The sequence below is a fragment of the Streptomyces sp. NPDC059866 genome (assembly GCF_042731325.1).
In the GTDB taxonomy this organism is placed as follows: domain Bacteria; phylum Actinomycetota; class Actinomycetes; order Streptomycetales; family Streptomycetaceae; genus Streptomyces; species Streptomyces flavusporus.
The window spans coordinates 217,843-234,779 of record NZ_JBHWJT010000011.1; the positions used below are offsets into that span (position 1 = coordinate 217,843).

At 71.0% G+C, this 16,937-nt stretch carries 14 protein-coding genes and 1 pseudogene; 5 read left to right on the top strand and 10 right to left on the bottom strand.

Going from position 1 to position 16,937, the window contains the following annotated elements; translation table 11 throughout:
- Positions 1-130 precede the first annotated feature (130 nt).
- From ACFV7R_RS19235 to ACFV7R_RS19260, 6 genes are all read right to left on the bottom strand, one after another.
- Positions 131-1,258, bottom strand: a complete 1,128-nt coding sequence (locus ACFV7R_RS19235) for an LOG family protein (protein ID WP_385264684.1) — start codon at positions 1,256-1,258, stop codon at positions 131-133.
- Between the two features lie 26 nt (positions 1,259-1,284).
- The gene (locus tag ACFV7R_RS19240) at positions 1,285-1,692 is read right to left on the bottom strand and encodes a VOC family protein (protein WP_224735957.1); all 408 of its coding nucleotides are present in this window, start codon (positions 1,690-1,692) and stop codon (positions 1,285-1,287) included.
- A gap of 97 nt (positions 1,693-1,789) precedes the next feature.
- Positions 1,790-3,118, bottom strand: a complete 1,329-nt coding sequence (locus ACFV7R_RS19245) for a hypothetical protein (RefSeq protein WP_385264686.1) — start codon at positions 3,116-3,118, stop codon at positions 1,790-1,792.
- Entirely contained in the window at positions 3,100-3,840 is a 741-nt protein-coding gene (locus ACFV7R_RS19250) for an ABC transporter ATP-binding protein (RefSeq protein ID WP_385264688.1), read from the bottom strand. Before ACFV7R_RS19250 ends, ACFV7R_RS19245 begins: the two co-directional genes overlap by 19 nt.
- A 189-nt stretch (positions 3,841-4,029) precedes the next feature.
- The gene (locus tag ACFV7R_RS19255; protein ID WP_224740473.1) at positions 4,030-5,412 is read right to left on the bottom strand and encodes an aspartate aminotransferase family protein; all 1,383 of its coding nucleotides are present in this window, start codon (positions 5,410-5,412) and stop codon (positions 4,030-4,032) included.
- On the bottom strand, positions 5,397-5,933 hold the full coding sequence (locus ACFV7R_RS19260) for an Lrp/AsnC family transcriptional regulator (RefSeq protein WP_129801619.1): 537 nt from the start codon (positions 5,931-5,933) through the stop codon (positions 5,397-5,399). The genes ACFV7R_RS19255 and ACFV7R_RS19260 overlap by 16 nt, the downstream gene beginning before the upstream one ends.
- Before the next feature lie 165 nt (positions 5,934-6,098).
- Between ACFV7R_RS19260 and ACFV7R_RS19265 the strand changes: the two genes are divergently transcribed.
- Positions 6,099-7,538 carry a gamma-aminobutyraldehyde dehydrogenase gene (locus ACFV7R_RS19265; RefSeq protein ID WP_385264691.1) on the top strand — a complete coding sequence of 480 codons (1,440 nt, stop codon included), beginning with the start codon at positions 6,099-6,101 and terminating at the stop codon, positions 7,536-7,538.
- 115 nt (positions 7,539-7,653) lie between these two features.
- The gene (locus ACFV7R_RS19270) at positions 7,654-8,187 is read left to right on the top strand and encodes a hypothetical protein (RefSeq protein WP_385264695.1); all 534 of its coding nucleotides are present in this window, start codon (positions 7,654-7,656) and stop codon (positions 8,185-8,187) included.
- On the opposite strand, the gene ACFV7R_RS19275 is transcribed toward ACFV7R_RS19270, so the two are convergent.
- Positions 8,177-9,334: a serine hydrolase domain-containing protein gene (locus ACFV7R_RS19275; protein ID WP_385264697.1), complete on the bottom strand. Its 1,158-nt coding sequence runs from the start codon at positions 9,332-9,334 to the stop codon at positions 8,177-8,179. The genes ACFV7R_RS19270 and ACFV7R_RS19275 overlap by 11 nt on opposite strands.
- A gap of 376 nt (positions 9,335-9,710) precedes the next feature.
- Between ACFV7R_RS19275 and ACFV7R_RS19280 the strand changes: the two genes are divergently transcribed.
- A complete protein-coding gene (locus ACFV7R_RS19280; protein WP_385264699.1) occupies positions 9,711-11,411 on the top strand; it encodes a sigma-70 family RNA polymerase sigma factor in 1,701 nt (566 codons plus the stop codon).
- A 6-nt stretch (positions 11,412-11,417) separates the two neighbouring features.
- Here the strand turns inward: ACFV7R_RS19280 and ACFV7R_RS19285 are convergent, their stop codons facing one another.
- Both ACFV7R_RS19285 and ACFV7R_RS19290 read right to left on the bottom strand, forming a co-directional pair.
- The gene (locus ACFV7R_RS19285) at positions 11,418-12,104 is read right to left on the bottom strand and encodes a glycerophosphodiester phosphodiesterase (RefSeq protein ID WP_385264702.1); all 687 of its coding nucleotides are present in this window, start codon (positions 12,102-12,104) and stop codon (positions 11,418-11,420) included.
- A gap of 20 nt (positions 12,105-12,124) precedes the next feature.
- Positions 12,125-13,290 (bottom strand): annotated as a pseudogene (locus tag ACFV7R_RS19290) (adenosine deaminase).
- Positions 13,291-13,351: 61 nt separating this feature from the next.
- Between ACFV7R_RS19290 and ACFV7R_RS19295 the strand changes: the two are divergent.
- Positions 13,352-14,557, top strand: coding sequence for a DUF4190 domain-containing protein (locus ACFV7R_RS19295; RefSeq protein ID WP_385264705.1), 1,206 nt, complete (start codon positions 13,352-13,354; stop codon positions 14,555-14,557).
- A 12-nt stretch (positions 14,558-14,569) separates the two neighbouring features.
- Here the strand turns inward: ACFV7R_RS19295 and ACFV7R_RS19300 are convergent, their stop codons facing one another.
- Positions 14,570-15,157: an NADAR family protein gene (locus tag ACFV7R_RS19300; protein WP_385264707.1), complete on the bottom strand. Its 588-nt coding sequence runs from the start codon at positions 15,155-15,157 to the stop codon at positions 14,570-14,572.
- A 210-nt stretch (positions 15,158-15,367) separates the two neighbouring features.
- Here ACFV7R_RS19300 and ACFV7R_RS19305 point away from each other — a divergent pair, with 210 nt between their 5' ends.
- Complete coding sequence (locus ACFV7R_RS19305) at positions 15,368-16,903, top strand: gamma-aminobutyraldehyde dehydrogenase (protein ID WP_385264709.1); 1,536 nt, start codon at positions 15,368-15,370, stop codon at positions 16,901-16,903.
- Positions 16,904-16,937: the final 34 nt, after the last annotated feature.

Below are 16,937 nucleotides of genomic sequence, written 5' to 3' on the forward strand. Positions count from 1 at the left end.
GGTTTGAGGGGGAGATGAGGCGACAGCGTTTGTCGATGCTCACCACCCCCAGGAGACTCACAGGTTTATAAGCGCTCCATAAGGAGTGTCAATCCGTCTGCACCTCATGACGGTTGGCTTTGCCCGCTTATTAACCGCCGAGACGTTTCAACGCCGCCGGAGCCTCCTCGATCCCGTCGACCAGGGCGATCCGGTCCTCCATCGAACGCTCCCGCGCGAGCGCCCGGAGCAGCGGCCAGGTCGGCAGTTTCTCCGTCCAGTGAGCGCGGTTCACCAGGACCATGGGGGTGGGTTCGCCGCGGGACTCGTAGTAGTTGGGGGTGGCGTTGTCGAATATCTCCTGCACGGTGCCGGCGGCGCCCGGCAGGAAGACCACGCCCGCAGTGCAGCGGGCCAGCAGGCCGTCCTCGCGGGTCGCGTTGGCGAAGTACTTGGCGATGTGCGCGGCGAACGGGTTCGGCGGCTCGTGGCCGTAGAACCAGGTGGGGATGCCGACGGAGGGGCCGCCGTCCGGCCAGCGGCCGCGCACCTCGAAGGCGGCGCATGCCCAGTCGGTGATCGACGGGGTGAACTTCGGTGCTTTGGCGAGGAGTCGGAGGGCGTCCGTGAGCATCTCGTCGCCGTACGGAGCGGCGTACGCGCCGAGGTTCGCCGCCTCCATCGCGCCGGGGCCGCCGCCGGTCGCGACGGTGAAGCCCGCGCGGGCCAGCTCCCGTCCGAGGCGGGCCGCGCCCGCGTAGTCCTCCGTGCCGCGAGCCATCGCGTGACCGCCCATGACGCCCACCACGCGGGCGCCGACGAGGAGTTCGTCCAGCGCGTCGGAGACGGCGTCGTCGTGGACCGCGCGCAGCATGGACGCGAAGACGTCGCCGTCCGCCTTCGTCTCCTGGAGCCAGGCGTACGACAGGGCGTCCGGCGTGGCCTCGTAGCCCTGGTCGAGCGAGTCGAACAGTTCGTCGGGGGTGTAGACGAAGCCGCGGTACGGGTCGAAGGGGAGGTCCGGGGCGGGCGGGAAGACCAGGGCGCCGGCGGCGCGCACCCGGGTAGCCGCCGACTCGTCCATCGGACAGCCGAGGAAGACGGCGCCCTTGGTGTCGACGGACAGCAGTGCGTCCATACGGTCCGTCAGGTCGACGGCCTGGACGCGGAAGTGGGCGAGGGTCCCCTGCTCGGCGACGACCTCGTCGAACTCGGCGAGGGACTCTATCTCGCGGTCGTGGGAAGCGGTGTGGGGCGCGTGGGCGGGTGGTGTCGGCACCCGCCCATGCTAGGCATGCCTGCGGCTCAGCCCTCGACGGCCGCCGGGTCCATCCACATGACCTCCCAGGTGTGGCCGTCCAGGTCGTCGAAGGCGCGGCCGTACATGAAGCCGTGGTCCTGGACCTGTTCCGACGCCGTGCCGCCCGCCGCCACCGCCTTCTCGACCAGCTCGTCGACCTTCTCGCGGCTCTCGGCGCTCAGACAGATCAGCACCTCGCTGGTCCTCGTGGCGTCCGCGATCTCCTTCTTCGTGAACGTCGCGTAGAACGGCTTGGTGAGCAGCATCGCGACGATCGTGTCGCTGATCACGACGGATGCCGCGTTCTCGTCGCTGAACTGCGGGTTGAGCGTGTAGCCGAGCTCCGTGAAGAACTTCTTCGAGGCGTCGAGGTCGTTCACGGGCAGGTTCACGAAGATCATCTGCTGGTACATGTGTGGTCTCTCCCATCGGGCTTGTGCCGTTCGGTGGGGTAGACCCGAGGGCCGTCGGAAACTCATCGGCGGTCGGAGAATTTTTTCCGTACGAGCTTCAGCGGGCCAGTGGCCGGGCCGCGAGCTCGGCGACGAACACGGCCAGCGGGCCGAACACCGTGAGGAGGGCGCCGGCGCGGAGGGCGGCGGCGCCGCGCAGCATCGTGGCCGGGGCGCCGAGGCGCAGCAGGGCGGCGGTGGTGTCGGCGCGGGCGTGCTTGGCCTCGACGGCGGCGGTGAGCAGGGTGGCGAGTGTGCAGCCCGCGACGAGGAGGACGCCGAGGGTCGTCAGCGGGCCGAAGGCCGGGCCGTCCGGGTCCTGCAGGGTGGCCACGGCGTACGCGGCGGACCCGGCCGCGCAGACGACGCCGACGGGGCGGCCGATGCGGGTGGCTTCCTCCATGAGGACGCGGCCGGCGAGGAGGCGCACGGCGCCGGGGCGGGCTGCCTGGAGGAGGTGGCCGCAGAGGTGGGTGAGGCCTGGGCCGGCCAGGGTCAGGCCCAGGGCGGCCAGGGCCCAGCCGAGGAGCAGGCCCAGGGGGCCGCTGGGTGGGCTGCCGGGCATGGAGAGGCCGGTGGTGCTGGTGTGGGCGGCGTAGGCCTCTGCGGCCAGGCCGGCGGCGAGGGTGGCGATTCCCCAGGGGAGGGTGGCGGTGGGGTGGGGTGGGGTGCGGGTGGGGGTGGGTGCGGGCGGGGCGCCGGGGGTGTCAGGCGCCCAGTGTGCGGCTGAGGGGTCGGTCGCGCTGCCCGGCGCTTGCGGGATGCCTCCCCCGGAGGGGGGACCCCCGGCGCCCACCCGTGCTGCCCGCGCGGCACGACTGCCCGCGGTGGGGCGGGATGGGCGGGGTGAGCGGGGTGAGCGGGACGGGCGCCGCGGCTCTCGGGGGCGTAGGACCAGGGCGACCGACAGGGACGCGGCTGCGGGGACGAGGGCGAGGAGGGTCAGGGCTGCGGGGAGGGGGAGCGGGGTGCCCGCGGCGAGGAACTCGGTCGCCGCTCCGTCGAAGGGCATGCCCGTGAGGTCGCCGCGCAGGTGGAGGAAGAACAGCAGGGCCAGCATCGAGCCGAGGGCCGTGGACAGGGCCGTCGTCGTGGCCGAGAAGGCCATCTGGCGGGCCGGGCCGAGGCCGATCGCCGAGAGGCCGTCGCGCGGCCGGGTGCAGGGATCGGTGCGGGCGACGGCCACGGCGAAGTGGACCGTGGCGGCCGCCGGCACCGCACACCAGGCCAGACGGAGGACGGATGCGGCCGGCGTGTCCGGGTGGCTCATCGCGTGGCCGAGGGTGCACAGCAGGAGGAAACCGGTCCCGGCCGACGCCGCAGCCACCAGGAGACGGCGCAGCTGGACGGCCGGGTGGGCGCGGCGGGTCAGACGGAGAGCGAGCACGCGGCCCGGCCTTCCGTCTCGGGGACGGGCGGCAGGTGCACGGTGTTCACGCGCCGCCCGTCGAGCAGGGAGACCGTGCGGTCGGCGAGCGCGGCGGTTTCCGGGTCGTGGGTGGCCAGGACCACGGTGATGCCGTGCGAGCGGGCCGCCGTGGTGAGCGTACGCAGCACGTGCCCGCGGTCGGCGCGGTGCAGCGGGGCGGTGGGCTCGTCGGCGAACAGGACCGTCGGGGAGGGGGCCAGCGCACGGGCGATGCAGACCCGCTGCCGCTCGGCCTGGCGCAGTTGGTGCAGGCGCCTGCGGGCGCTGTCGCCGACATCGAGACGCTCCAGCCACTCCAGGGCGATCTTCTTGGCACGTCGGCGGCTGGTGCCGCGCAGCATCAGGGGGAGCGCGGCGTTCTCCCAGACGTTCAGCTCGGGGACGAGGACGGGGGCCGGGTCGATCCAGCCGAAGCGGTCGCGACGCATCCGTTCCCGGGCGAGGGGGCCCATCCTGTGCACAGGGATGCTGTTGAACCACACCTCGCCGCTCCCGGCCCGCAGCAGTCCGGACAGGCAGCCCAGAAGCGTGCTCTTGCCGCTGCCGCGCGGGCCGCTGACGGCGAGGATCTCGCCCTCCTGGACGCCGAGCGAGACGCCTTGCAGCGCAGGGGAGCCGTCGTGGTGCTGGAAGTGCAGGGCGCGTGCCCAGAGCACGTCGTTGTCCGGCGGGGCCACCATGGGCGTACTCCTCAGTTGATCCGCTTTCCTGTGCCAAGTCCCCCAAGCGGGGGAACGAAGGCAGGGCCGATCGGTCACTGGCACGCTAGGTACTCAAAGGAGCCGGGCCGGACAGCACACAGCCCCGGGCCGCCGTTTCTCACTCGAACGGACGGCACCGGGACTGTAGTTGATCACAGCGTCAGTTGATCAGAGCTTTGTCCACGCCTCCGTCAGCGTCGCGCGCAGGATCTGCTCGATCTCGTCGAACGTCTCCTGGTCGGAGATCAGCGGCGGGGCGAGCTGGACGACCGGGTCACCGCGGTCGTCGGCACGGCAGTACAGGCCGTTGTCGAAGAGGGCCTTGGAGAGGAAGCCGTACAGGACGCGCTCGGTCTCCTCCTCGTTGAAGGACTCCTTGGTCGCCTTGTCCTTGACCAGTTCGATGCCGTAGAAGAAGCCGTTGCCGCGGACGTCGCCGACGATCGGCAGGTCGTGCAGCTTCTCCAGGGTGGCGCGGAACGCGCCCTCGTTGTCGAGCACGTGCTGGGTGAGGTTCTCGCGCTCGAACAGGTCGAGGTTGGCGAGGCCCACGGCCGCGGAGACCGGGTGGCCGCCGAAGGTGTAGCCGTGCAGGAAGGTGTTGTCGCCCTTGTAGAACGGCTCGGCCAGGCGGTCGGAGATGATGCAGGCGCCGATCGGGGAGTAGCCCGAGGTCATGCCCTTGGCGCAGGTGATCATGTCCGGGACGTAGTCGAACTTGTCGCAGGCGAACATCGTGCCCAGACGGCCGAAGGCGCAGATGACCTCGTCCGACACCAGCAGCACGTCGTACTTGTCGCAGATCTCGCGGACCCGCTGGAAGTAGCCGGGCGGCGGCGGGAAGCAGCCGCCGGCGTTCTGCACCGGCTCCAGGAAGACGGCCGCGACCGTGTCCGGGCCCTCGAAGAGGATCTGCTGCTCGATCTGGTCGGCGGCCCAGCGGCCGAAGGCCTCGGGGTCGTCGCCGAAGATCGGGGCGCGGTAGATGTTGGTGTTCGGGACCTTGTGCGCGCCCGGCACGAGCGGCTCGAAGGGGGCCTTCAGGGCCGGCAGACCGGTGATGGACAGGGCGCCCTGCGGGGTGCCGTGGTAGGCGACCGCGCGGGATATCACCTTGTGCTTGGTGGGCTTGCCGGTGAGCTTGAAGTACTGCTTGGCGAGCTTCCAGGCGGTCTCGACCGCCTCGCCGCCGCCGGTGGTGAAGAAGACCTTGTTGAGGTCGCCCGGCGCGTGGTGGGCCAGGCGCTCGGCCAGCTCCACGGCCTTGGGGTGGGCGTAGGACCACACCGGGAAGAACGCCAGCTCCTGCGCCTGCTTGAAGGCGGTCTCGGCGAGCTCGACCCGGCCGTGACCGGCCTGGACCACGAACAGACCCGCGAGACCGTCGAGGTAGCGCTTGCCCTTGTCGTCGTAGATGTAGGTGCCCTCGCCCCGGACGATGGTGGGAACGGGGGAGTTCTCGTACGAGGACATGCGGGTGAAGTGCATCCACAGGTGGTCGTACGCGGAGCGGCTGAGGTCCTTGGTACTCACGGTTATCGGGTTCCCCACATATAGGTCTGCTTCTTGAGCTTGAGGTAGACGAAGCTCTCGGTGGAGCGCACTCCGGGGATGGCCCGGATGCGTTTGTTGATGACGTCCAGCAGGTGGTCGTCGTCCTCGCAGACGATCTCCACCATCAGGTCGAAGGAGCCTGCGGTCATCACCACGTACTCGCATTCGGACATGGAGGTCAGTGCGTCGGCGACGGACTCCACATCACCTTCCACGTGAATGCCGACCATCGCCTGCCGGCGGAAGCCCACGGTGAGCGGGTCCGTGACGGCGACGATCTGCATCACGCCCTGGTCGAGCAGCTTCTGCACGCGCTGGCGCACGGCCGCTTCGGAGAGGCCCACGGCCTTGCCGATGGCGGCGTACGGCCGGCGGCCGTCCTCCTGGAGCTGTTCGATGATGGCGAGGGAGACGGCATCCAGCTGCGGATTGCCGTTCCGGGGGTCGCGAGAGGACTCGCGGATGTCCCGGGAGGTCCTCTGGTCTGCGCTTCGACTGGCCACGAGCTCACTCTGCACGAGGTCTCGTCGGTTTCGCAAGGCTGGATCGATGAAATTCGTTGTTTACGAGTTCGAGACTTGCGGATTTCGCAGATCTGGCGCGTCGGGGGGTGTTGAAACCGTGGGCTTACGGATTAGGGTGGGTGTCTCAGTGATTGGACACCCGAACTTGGAGGGCCGGCAGTGAGCACCGAGCTGCGTCGTCTGCGCAACTACATCGACGGAGAGTTCCGGGACGCCGCCGACGGACGGACCACCGAGGTGGTGAACCCCGCGACCGGCGAGGCGTACGCCACCGCGCCGCTGTCCGGACAGGCCGACGTCGACGCCGCGATGGCGGCGGCCGCCGCCGCGTTCCCGGGGTGGCGGGACACCACCCCCGCCGAGCGGCAGAAGGCTCTCCTGAAGATCGCGGACGCGTTCGAGGAGCGCGCCGAGGAACTGATCGCGGCCGAGGTGGAGAACACGGGCAAGCCCGTCGGGCTGACCCGCTCCGAGGAGATCCCGCCGATGGTCGACCAGATCCGCTTCTTCGCGGGCGCGGCCCGGATGCTGGAGGGCCGCTCGGCCGGTGAGTACATGGACGGGATGACCTCGATCATCCGCCGTGAGCCGGTCGGCGTCTGCGCGCAGGTCGCGCCGTGGAACTACCCGATGATGATGGCCGTGTGGAAGTTCGCCCCGGCGATCGCCGCGGGCAACACGGTGGTGCTGAAACCCTCGGACACCACCCCCGCGTCGACGGTCCTGATCGCGGAGATCCTCGGCTCGATCCTGCCCAAGGGCGTCTTCAACGTCATCTGCGGCGACCGCGACACCGGCCGCATGATGGTCGAGCACCCGACCCCGGCGATGGCCTCCATCACCGGTTCCGTGCGCGCGGGCATGTCCGTCGCCGAGTCGGCCGCCAAGGACGTCAAGCGGGTCCACCTGGAGCTGGGCGGCAAGGCGCCGGTCGTCGTCTTCGAGGACACCGACATCGCCAAGGCCGTCGAGGACATCTCCGTGGCGGGCTTCTTCAACGCCGGGCAGGACTGTACGGCCGCCACCCGTGTCCTCGTCCACGAGGCGATCCACGACGAGTTCGTGCAGGCCCTCGCCAAGGCCGCCGCCGACACCAAGACCGGACAGCCGGACGACGAGGACGTGCTGTACGGCCCGCTGAACAACCCCAACCAGCTCAAGCAGGTCGCCGGCTTCATCGAGCGGCTGCCCGCCCACGCCAAGGTCGAGGCCGGTGGTCACCAGGTCGGCGACAAGGGCTACTTCTACGCCCCGACCGTCGTCTCGGGCCTCAAGCAGGACGACGAGATCATCCAGAACGAGGTCTTCGGCCCGGTCATCACCGTCCAGTCCTTCACCGACGAGGACCAGGCCACCGAGTGGGCGAACGGCGTCGAGTACGCCCTCGCCTCCTCCGTCTGGACCAAGGACCACGGCCGCGCGATGCGCATGTCCAAGAAGCTCGACTTCGGCTGCGTGTGGATCAACACGCACATCCCGCTGGTCGCCGAGATGCCGCACGGCGGCTTCAAGAAGTCCGGCTACGGCAAGGACCTCTCGGCGTACGGCTTCGACGACTACACGCGGATCAAGCACGTGATGACGTCGCTGGACGTGTAAGTCGCCGGTTGAACGTGGCCCCGGACGGAGGACGGACCGTCCGGGGCCGCGGTGTGTCCGGGGTGTTCCCCCACAGTGTTTTGAACATGTTCAATTCCAGGACTACGCTCCCCTCATGAGCGACAGAGCCGCCCTGCTGAAGGGCATCCGTGCCTGGCTGGTCTTCTTCATCGTCTGCCTGGTGCTCAGCGGCGCCACGGCCTTCCCTCTCGTCCACGAACTTCGCTGGGCCGAGGACCTGTTGCGCGCCCTGTCCGTGCCGGAGCATCTGCCCGGACTCATGGACTGGATCGAGCGTGTCCGACGCGGGCTCGACGCCGCCGACGCCGACTACCCGTTCCTGCTCTACGGCACGGACTGGCTGGCCTTCGCCCACCTCGTCATCGCGGTCGCCTTCTACGGCCCCTACCGCGACCCCGTCCGCAACATCTGGGTCGTCGAGTTCGGGATGATCGCCTGTGCGGGGATCATCCCGCTCGCCCTCATCTGCGGGCCGATCCGCGACATCCCCTTCTGGTGGTCGGTGATCGACATGTCGTTCGGCGTCTTCGGGGTGATCCCGCTGTACGTCGTACGGAAGAAGATCAAGCGGCTGGAGGCGCTGACCGCGCCTTGGGCACCTCCGGCCGCCGCCGTCGTCAGCGGTTGAACGCCGGGAAACCGAAGCGCTGGACGATGGCCAGGCCGTCGCCCTTCGCGTCGGTCGAGTTGACGGAGTAGACCAGCGTCCGGGACAGGTCACGGGTGGCCGCCACGACCGTGTGATAGCCGGGGCGGGATCCCGTCTTGCCCCAGATCTCCTGCCCGTTCAGCTCGAAGCGCTCCAGGCCCATGCCCATCGTCGCCCCCGGCAGGTCCGGGACCGTGAGCATCTGCGTCAGCTGCGGCTCGGGCACGACACGGCCGTGGAACAGGCCCACCAGCAGCCTTTCCAGGTCCGCCGTGGTCGAGATCATGTCGCCGACCGCCCAACGGTCGGACATGTTCCAGTCCGTCACGTCCACCAACTCTCCGTCGATCCAGTCGTACCCGCGGTTGTGCGGGCCGTGGACGCGGGGGTCCGGGCCGTCGGGGAAGGACGTGTGCCGCATGCCGAGCGGGCGGAAGATCCGTACGGCCGCCTGGTGGGCGTACGAGTCGCCGGTCACCTGCTCGATCAGCATGCCGAGCACGGTGTAGTGGATGTTGCCGTACCGCTGGTGCTCGCCGGGCGCGTGGTCGGGGTCGGGGCCCTTGGCGACCGACGCGGCCACCACCTCCTCGGGAGTCAGCGTCTCGAAGCGGTGCTCGTAGCCGTCGTCGACGTTCTCGCCGAGGGACGCCCCCGGCTGCAGCCCGCTCGTGAAGTTCAGCAACTGCCGTACGGTGACGGGCTCGAAGTCCTCCGTCAGCAGCCCCGGCAGATACTGCTGCACCGTGCCGTCGAGGGAGATCCGCCCCTCGGCGGCGAGTTGCAGCACGATCGCCGCTGTCACGATCTTCGTCGTCGAACCGGCCCGGAAGCGCGCTTTCTCGAGCGCCGGCGCCCCGGTTCTCATGTCACGCACCCCGGCCGCTCCGTGCCAGCTCCCCTTGCCGCCCACGCGGATCAGCGCGGCCGTCGCGTCCTTGTCGGGCAGTCCGGCGAGCGCGGCGCACAGCGCCTTGACGTCGGGACCGGCCGGATCGGCGGCCTCGATCGCCTGCGCGCTGCACGACGACGCGGGCCGCGCGGAGGCCGTACCGGCCAGCGGCAGTGCGGTCAGGGTCAGGGCGAGCGCGGAGGTGAGGAGGGCCGGGAGGGGGCGTACGGGCATCTGCTGCTCCTGAAGTCGGTGGGACGTCCGGTGGAATGTCCGTGATCATCGTCGGGCCGTACGGCCCCGGCCGGATCGTCGGTGAGGAGGGCCTGCGACCCTGGGGAAGCCCGGAGCAACTGCCCTGCAAAAACCGGGTGTTGTAAGGGGTCGCCCCTACGGGTCCCGGTCGGCGACGCTCCCCGCCGTCCGTCACCGAAAGCCGCCCGTCGCCGAAAAAGTGTTATCCGCCCCCGCTTCACCGCGTCTCCACTCGCGTCCCTCATCCCCCACACCTGGGAGCCGCCCCCATGTCCCGCCCGTACCCGAAGTGGAATGTGACCTCCGGCATAGCCAAAAGTGCTGGTCAGGCTGAGAAGGTGCGTACAGGCGGCAAGTGAGCCGGAAGAGGACGTACGTGGACGAGGGAGCCGGCAGGCAGTGGCGCTCCACCATCGCGGCGGCGCAGGCCGGTGACCGGCATGCGCTGGACGAGCTGGTCGAGGGCTGGCTGCCGCTGGTCTACAACGTGGTCGGGCGGGCCCTGAACGGCCATGCCGACGTCGACGACGTCGTCCAGGAGACCATGCTGCGCGCCGTCGACAACCTCGGTTCGCTGCGGGACCCGGACAGCTTCCGCTCCTGGCTCGTCGCCATCGCCATGCGGCAGATACGGGACCGGGCCCGCCGTAAGCAGCCCGCTCTCCTCGACGAGTCGGCCGCGCACGAAGCCACCGACTTCGCCGAACTCACCGTGCTGCGGCTGCAGTTGGAGGGGCAGCGGCGTGAGGTCGCCGAGGCGGTGCGCTGGCTGGACGACGAGGACCGGCAACTGCTGTCGCTCTGGTGGCTGGAGGTCGCGGGCGAGCTGACCCGGCGCGAACTGGCCGCGGCGGCCGGGATCAGCCGGCAGCACGCCGCGGTGCGTGTCCAGCGGGTGAAGGAGCGGCTGGAGACCGCGCGCGGCATCGTACGGGCGCTCGACGGCGCCTGCCCCGGCCTGCGCGAGCTGACCACCCGCTGGAACGGCCGTCCCGACTCGGTCTGGCGCAAACGGCTGGCCCGGCACATCAGGGGCTGCGGCTACTGCGGCGACACCCGCGAGTCCGTCGTACCGGCGGAGCGGCTCCTCGTCGGCATCGCGCTCGTCCCGATCCCGGTCGGCTTCACGCTGTCGCTGGCCCTCGGCGGCAAGACGGCGGTCGCGGCCACGGCCACGGCGACCTCCGTCGGCTGGTCCGCGAAGGTGATGGCCGCGATCACCCAGCCCGCCGTTGCGGTGACGGCCGGCGCGACGATCGTCGCGGGCGGCGCGTACGTCGTCACCCAGACCCCGGACGCCCCGCCGCGTGCGGTCGCCCCGACGGCGTCGAGCACGGCCCGACCGTCGTCGTCCCCGGTCCCTTCCGTGACCCCGTCGGCCACGCCTTCACCGTCGCCGTCGGTGACGCAGCGGAAGGCCGAGCTGTACGGCACGGTCGTCGACGCCGTCGACCGGGCCCCGGACCCGAACGCCCGCCCCGCGGCCCTGCCGCACCGCCCCGAGTCCGGCATCACCAGCACCTGGGGTGCGAGGGCCGTCATGCAGCACCGCGGCGAGAGCGTGACGCTCAGCGGGCAGGGCTATGTCCTGGTGCGCTGGCAGATCGCGCCGCACGACCGGCCAGGCGGGCTGACCATGCCGACCTGGACCGGCCTGAAGGGCAAGATCTTCCATGTTGCCTCCGGTGGCGGCCGCCGCATGGACGACGTCACCGGGGAGGCCGCCGACGGCGGCCCCGTCACCGGCATGGGCGGCCCGGACACCGGCTACACCGTCCTGCCCGACGGCACCCAGCAGATGTGGCAGAACGAGTACTTCTACGTCGACGGCACCGTCACCCTCAACCAGAACGAGCGCGGCGCCTCCTACGGCCTGACCGTCTTCCCGTCGAGCTGGAACGCCGTGCACGAGGACATCAACTCCGGGCCTCCCGAGGGCGCGAAGCGCTACGGCCTCGTCCGCGACACGGGCAAGGACGACACCCCCGTACCGCAGTACGTCACCCGCACGACCCCGGCCGACCCGGCGACGGTCCCGCAACGGTCCCGCGTGTAGCGCGGGTCAACGGAACGGGCGCAGTGCGCACAGGGCGTCGATGCGGTTCGTGGTGATCGAGTCGACGCCCATGCCGAGGAGCCGGCGCATGGCGCGTCGGGTGTCGGGGGTCCAGACGGACAGCAGGTAGCCGTCGCGGTGGACGCGTGCGGCGAGGTCACGACCGACCAGTGAGAACCGGTAGTTGAGCCAGCGCGGGCGTACCGCGTCCAGCAGCGCGGGGCGCGGCGGGGCCAGCGTCGTCCAGGTCAGGGCGATCTCGGCGGCCGGGTCGGCGGCGCGCACGGCCAGCATGGCGGAGGGGCCCGCGCAGTAGTACACGCGGTCCTGGGCCCCGCAGTCGCGCACGACGTCCACGACCCGGCGCGCCGCCCGCACATCGGGCGTGCCCGGCAGGTCGAGCATCACCCGGCTTCCGTCGGTCGCCGTGAGCGCCTGGGCGAGCGTCGGCACCGCGCCGTCGGTGAGCCCGTGCACCTCGTCCGCCGACAGCGACAGCAGCGGCCGGTCGTGCTCCCACAGCCGCTTCAGCGTCTCGTCGTGCAGCAGCACGGGGACGCCGTCCCGGGTGAGCCGTACGTCGATCTCGACGGCGTCCGCGCCCAGTTCGAGCGCGGTGCGCAGTGAGTCGACCGTGTTCTCGGGGTGGTGGTAGGGGGCGCCGCGGTGGGCCACGGCGGTCACGTTCGGCATGAGGTCGATTCCGGTGGTGGTCAGGACGCGAGCCAGGCCGAGGTGTAGGTGTCGATCTCGGCCGCCAGGCTCGCCTTGCCGGCCTCGTCCAGGAAGGACGCCTCGACCGCGTTCTTCGCGAGGTCGGCGAGACCCCGCTCGTCGAGGTCGAGGAGCCGGGCGGCCACGGCGTACTCGCTGTTGAGGTCGGTGCCGAACATCGGCGGATCGTCCGAGTTGATCGTGACGAGGACGCCGGCGCGGGTGAACTCCTTGATCGGGTGCTCGTCGAGGGTGCGGACCGCGCGCGTGGCGATGTTGGAGGTCGGGCACACCTCCAGCGGGATCCGGTGCTCGGCGAGGTGCGCCAGCAGCTTCGGGTCCTGTGCGGAGCTGGTGCCGTGCCCGATGCGCTCGGCGCGCAGGTGGGTGAGGGCGTCCCAGACCGTCTGCGGGCCGGTCGTCTCGCCGGCGTGCGGCACCGAGCGCAGCCCGGCGGCGACGGCCCGGTCGAAGTACGGCTTGAACTGCGGCCGGGGTACGCCGATCTCGGGTCCGCCGAGTCCGAACGACACCAGTCCCTCGGGGCGCACCTTGTCGTCGGTGGCGAGCCGTGTGGTCTCCTCGGCGGCCTCGAGACCTGCCTCGCCGGGGATGTCGAAGCACCAGCGCAGTACGGTCCCGAAGTCGGCCTCGGCCGCCTTGCGGGCGTCCTCGATCGCTTCCATGAAGGCCTGCTCCTCGATGCCGCGCCGGGTGGAGGAGAAGGGAGTGATGGTCAGCTCGGCGTACCGCACCTGCTGCCGGGCCAGGTCCCGGGCCACCTCGTACGTCAGCAGCCGGACGTCCTCCGGGGTGCGGATCAGGTCGACGACGGACAGGTACACCTCGATGAAGTGCGCGAAGTCCGTGAACGTGAAGTAGTCGGCCAGGGCCTCGGGGTCGGTGGGCACCTTGGAGTCGGGGTGACGGGCGGCCAGTTCGGCGACGATCCGGGGAGAGGCGGAGCCGACGTGGTGCACGTGCAGTTCGGCCTTGGGCAGTCCGGCGATGAAGGCGTGCGGGTCGCGGACGCCGGGTACGGCGGATACGGCGGCGTGGTCGGTCAAGGTTCCTCCCCGGGAACGGCGTCCCCGGCCGCGGGTGGCGGCGGGACGCGGGTGATCGGCTGATCGGTGACTCGGGGATCATCGTATGCCGGGCCCACACGGCAGATGCCAGGGCCGTAGCATGCTTCACGGCACGCACGACAGAGGGGACCCCCGCGCATGTCCGACGACAGGCAGCCGCCGACAGCGCCGGAGGTCGGCGCCGCGCCCGCGTCGGCGGGGCGGGACGACGGCGTATCCGGTGCGGCGGCGAGCGGTGGGGCCCCGAGTGGTGCCGTGCCCGGCAGTGCGGCCGCCAGTGGTGCGGTCCCGGGTGGTGCGGTCGCGGACGGCCCGGCGCCCGGCGGTGCAGTGCCCGGTGATGCGGTACCCCGCGACCCGTGGGCGCCGCCGCAGCGGTCGGCGTACGACGGGACGCCCGAGGTCGTGTTGGACAGCGGCGCCATTCCGGAGGTCCAGCAGGACCGGGACACGGCGTTCGGCATATCGCAGGTCGGCGAGACGGTGCCCCTCGTGCCGTCGGACGGGGAGGCCTCGCCATCGCCGCGGACCCCGCACGATGCGGACGCGGCCCGGCAGGGCACGCCGCCGCAGGTCCCCCTCGACAAGCACCCCGCCGCAGCTCCCAGCCCTGAGCCGACCCCCTGGGCACCCCCGGCGAACGACGTCATGGGCGGCCCCGGCGACACGATCGCGTCGAGCGGACCCGTCACCCCGGCCGGCCCCTCCGTCCACGACCAGCAGACGATCACGTCCCTGCCCGCCGCGGACAGCCCCCCGGCAGCCCAGGCCCCGCAGGGATGGGCAGCACCGACCGCCCCGTCGACGGGCGCACCCCAGCAGGCGTGGGCCGCCCCGACCGTGCCGCCCAGCTCAGGCGGCCCGCACGATGCGTTCCCGCCGTCGGCCCCCACCGCCGGCAACCCGTTCGCCGCGCCCACCGCAGGTGTCCTGCACCCCCAGGACGGCGCCGTCCCCCCTCCGCCCATAGCCCCCGACGGCCCCGGCCAGGTTCCGTACGGCTACCCCGGCGGCCACGGCTACCCGGGCGGGCCCGGCTACGGCGGTCCGCCCACGCACGGCGCCCAGGGTTACTACGGTTGGCCCGGTGCACAGGCGATGCCCAGCAACGGGCTCGGCACGGCCGGGCTCGTGGTCGGCATCGTGGCCGCCGCCGGCTTCTGTCTGTGGCCGGTGGCGATCATCCTGGGCATCCTGGGCGTGATCTTCGGAGCGGTCGGCCGCAGCAGGGCGAACCGCGGCGAGGCCACCAATCCCGGCCAGGCCCTGGCCGGGATCATCTGCGGCACCGTGGGCATCCTCCTCGGCGCCGGCTTCGGCATCCTGGTGCTCATGACCCCGTAGGGCTACGACCAGTTACGACCCGGCGCTGCCCGCAGCGCTCCGCAGCCTCTCCCGCGCCTCCATCAACGCGAACCCCAGGAGATTCGGCCCCCGCCACCGCTCCGGATCCGACGCGGCCTCGTCGTCCGCGGCGAGCCCGATGCCCCAGATCCGGTCCACGGGGCTCGCCTCCACCAGTATTCGCTCCCCGGTGTTCAGCAGGTACTCCCGCAGCTCCGCATGCGCGCCGAACTTGTGCACGCTCCCCTCGACCACGATCCCGAAGCGCTCGCGCTCCCATATCGACCCGTCGAAACCGCGCACGAGCCGCCCCGCCTTCTTCGCCTGCGCGGGATGCGCAACCGCCAGCACCCGGCGCTCCGCCTCCGCGTCCTCGAACAGCCGCGCCTTGGCGGCCATCATCCAGTGCTCCGCCGTCGCGTACTCCACGCCGTCCACCGTGAACGGCGACGGCCACCACTGGCTCAGACAGCTCGGACCCACCCGCCCGTCCGACCGTGGCCGGTGCCCCCAGAAGTGCAGATACTTGATGTGCGCCCCCGCGCGGACCTCCCTGACCAGGGCGTCCACGGAATCGATCTTCCCCGTGATCCTCTCCATGCATGCGAGTCTGGCAGGCACCACTGACAGTCCGTCCCTCCTTTTCCATGCCGACTCGACACCTGGTCGACAGATTCCGTCGCGTAACCAAAAGGAAACAACGGAATCACTTGTTGGACGCCCATGGCTCTGTCAGGATCGGCACTCAAATCGAGCTGGAGCTACGCCACCCACCCCGTGAGCAGCGGGGCGACGGCGGAGGAGAGCGACATGCACAAGCCGGGCAGGATCACCCCGGAACGATTCCCCGCCCAGGACCTTTTCGCGGACGGCGCGCAGTACATCGCCGGCCGCCTGACGAAGGGCACGTCCGGTCGTACGCACACGGTCGTCGACCCGGCCACGGGTGAGGACGTGTACACCTACGAGCTGGCCGGCCCGGACGATGTGGACGCGGCCGTCGCCGCCGCGCGCGATGCCTTCCCCGGCTGGTCCGGCGCGACCCCTGGCGAACGTTCCGACGCGCTGCACCGCTTCGCGGCGGTACTCGCCGACCGCGCAGAGGACTTGGCCCGCGCCGAGTCCCTGCAGTGCGGCAAGCCGCTGAAGCTGACCCGGGAGTTCGACGTGCCGGGCACGATCGACAACACCGCCTTCTTCGCGGGTGCCGCACGGCACCTCCAGGGGCAGTCCGCCGGCGAGTACTCCGGCGACCACACCTCGTACGTCCGCCGCGAGCCCATCGGTGTCGTCGGCTCCGTCGCGCCCTGGAACTACCCCCTCCAGATGGCCGCGTGGAAGATCCTCCCGGCGATCGCCGCGGGCAACACGATCGTGCTGAAGCCCGCCGAGCTCACCCCGCTGACCTCCCTCCTCTTCGCCCAGGCCGCCACCGACGCCGGAATCCCCGACGGTGTCATCAACATCGTCACCGGCACCGGCAAGGAGGCCGGCGAGCACCTGGTCGGCCACCCCGACGTGGCCATGACCTCCTTCACCGGCTCCACGGCCGTCGGCAAGCGGGTCGCCGAGATCGCCACCGCCACCGTCAAACGGCTCCACCTGGAGCTGGGCGGCAAGGCACCCTTCGTGGTCTTCGACGACGCCGACCTGGAGGCGGCCGTCCACGGCGCGGTCGCGGGCGCCCTCATCAACACCGGGCAGGACTGCACTGCCGCCACGCGCGCGTACGTACAGAGGCCGCTCTACGAGGCGTTCGTCGAGAAGACCGCCGAACTGATGGAAACCGTCCGGCTGGGCGACCCCTTCGCCCCGGGCACCGACCTGGGCCCCCTCGTCTCCCACGCCCAACGCGACCGCGTCGCCGGGTTCGTGGAGCGGGCACGTGCCTACGCGCGCGTGGTGACGGGCGGCGAGGTACTACAGGGGGACCTCGAGGACGGCGCGTACTATCGCCCCACCCTCGTCGCGGACGCGCCCCAGGACAGCGAGATCGTCCAGTCCGAGATCTTCGGACCGGTCCTCGTCGTCCTGCCGTTCGACACCGACGACGAAGGCATCCGGCTCGCCAACGACACCCCGTACGGGCTGGCCGCGTCCGCCTGGAGCCGGGACGTCTACCGGGCGGGCCGCGCCACCCGCGAGATCAAGGCGGGCTGTGTGTGGATCAACGATCACATCCCGATCATCAGCGAGATGCCGCACGGCGGGTACCGGCAGTCCGGCTTCGGCAAGGACATGTCCGCGTACTCGTTCGAGGAGTACACCCAGATCAAGCACGTCATGTTCGACAACACGGCGGTGGCCCGCAAGGACTGGCACCGCACGATCTTCGGGGACCGATAGCCACAACAGGCCGCCTGACCCGCGGCCGCCGACC

Bases quoted from the DNA above. Each gene is read 5' to 3' on its own strand.
- ACFV7R_RS19295 (WP_385264705.1), top strand. From the start codon at position 13,352: ATGTCCGACGACAGGCAGCCGCCGACAGCGCCGGAGGTCGGCGCCGCG.
- ACFV7R_RS19270 (WP_385264695.1), top strand. From the start codon at position 7,654: ATGAGCGACAGAGCCGCCCTGCTGAAGGGCATCCGTGCCTGGCTGGTC.
- ACFV7R_RS19285 (WP_385264702.1), bottom strand. From the start codon at position 12,104: ATGCCGAACGTGACCGCCGTGGCCCACCGCGGCGCCCCCTACCACCAC.
- ACFV7R_RS19240 (WP_224735957.1), bottom strand. From the start codon at position 1,692: ATGTACCAGCAGATGATCTTCGTGAACCTGCCCGTGAACGACCTCGAC.
- ACFV7R_RS19305 (WP_385264709.1), top strand. From the start codon at position 15,368: ATGCACAAGCCGGGCAGGATCACCCCGGAACGATTCCCCGCCCAGGAC.
- ACFV7R_RS19250 (WP_385264688.1), bottom strand. From the start codon at position 3,840: ATGGTGGCCCCGCCGGACAACGACGTGCTCTGGGCACGCGCCCTGCAC.
- ACFV7R_RS19300 (WP_385264707.1), bottom strand. From the start codon at position 15,157: ATGGAGAGGATCACGGGGAAGATCGATTCCGTGGACGCCCTGGTCAGG.
- ACFV7R_RS19275 (WP_385264697.1), bottom strand. From the start codon at position 9,334: ATGCCCGTACGCCCCCTCCCGGCCCTCCTCACCTCCGCGCTCGCCCTG.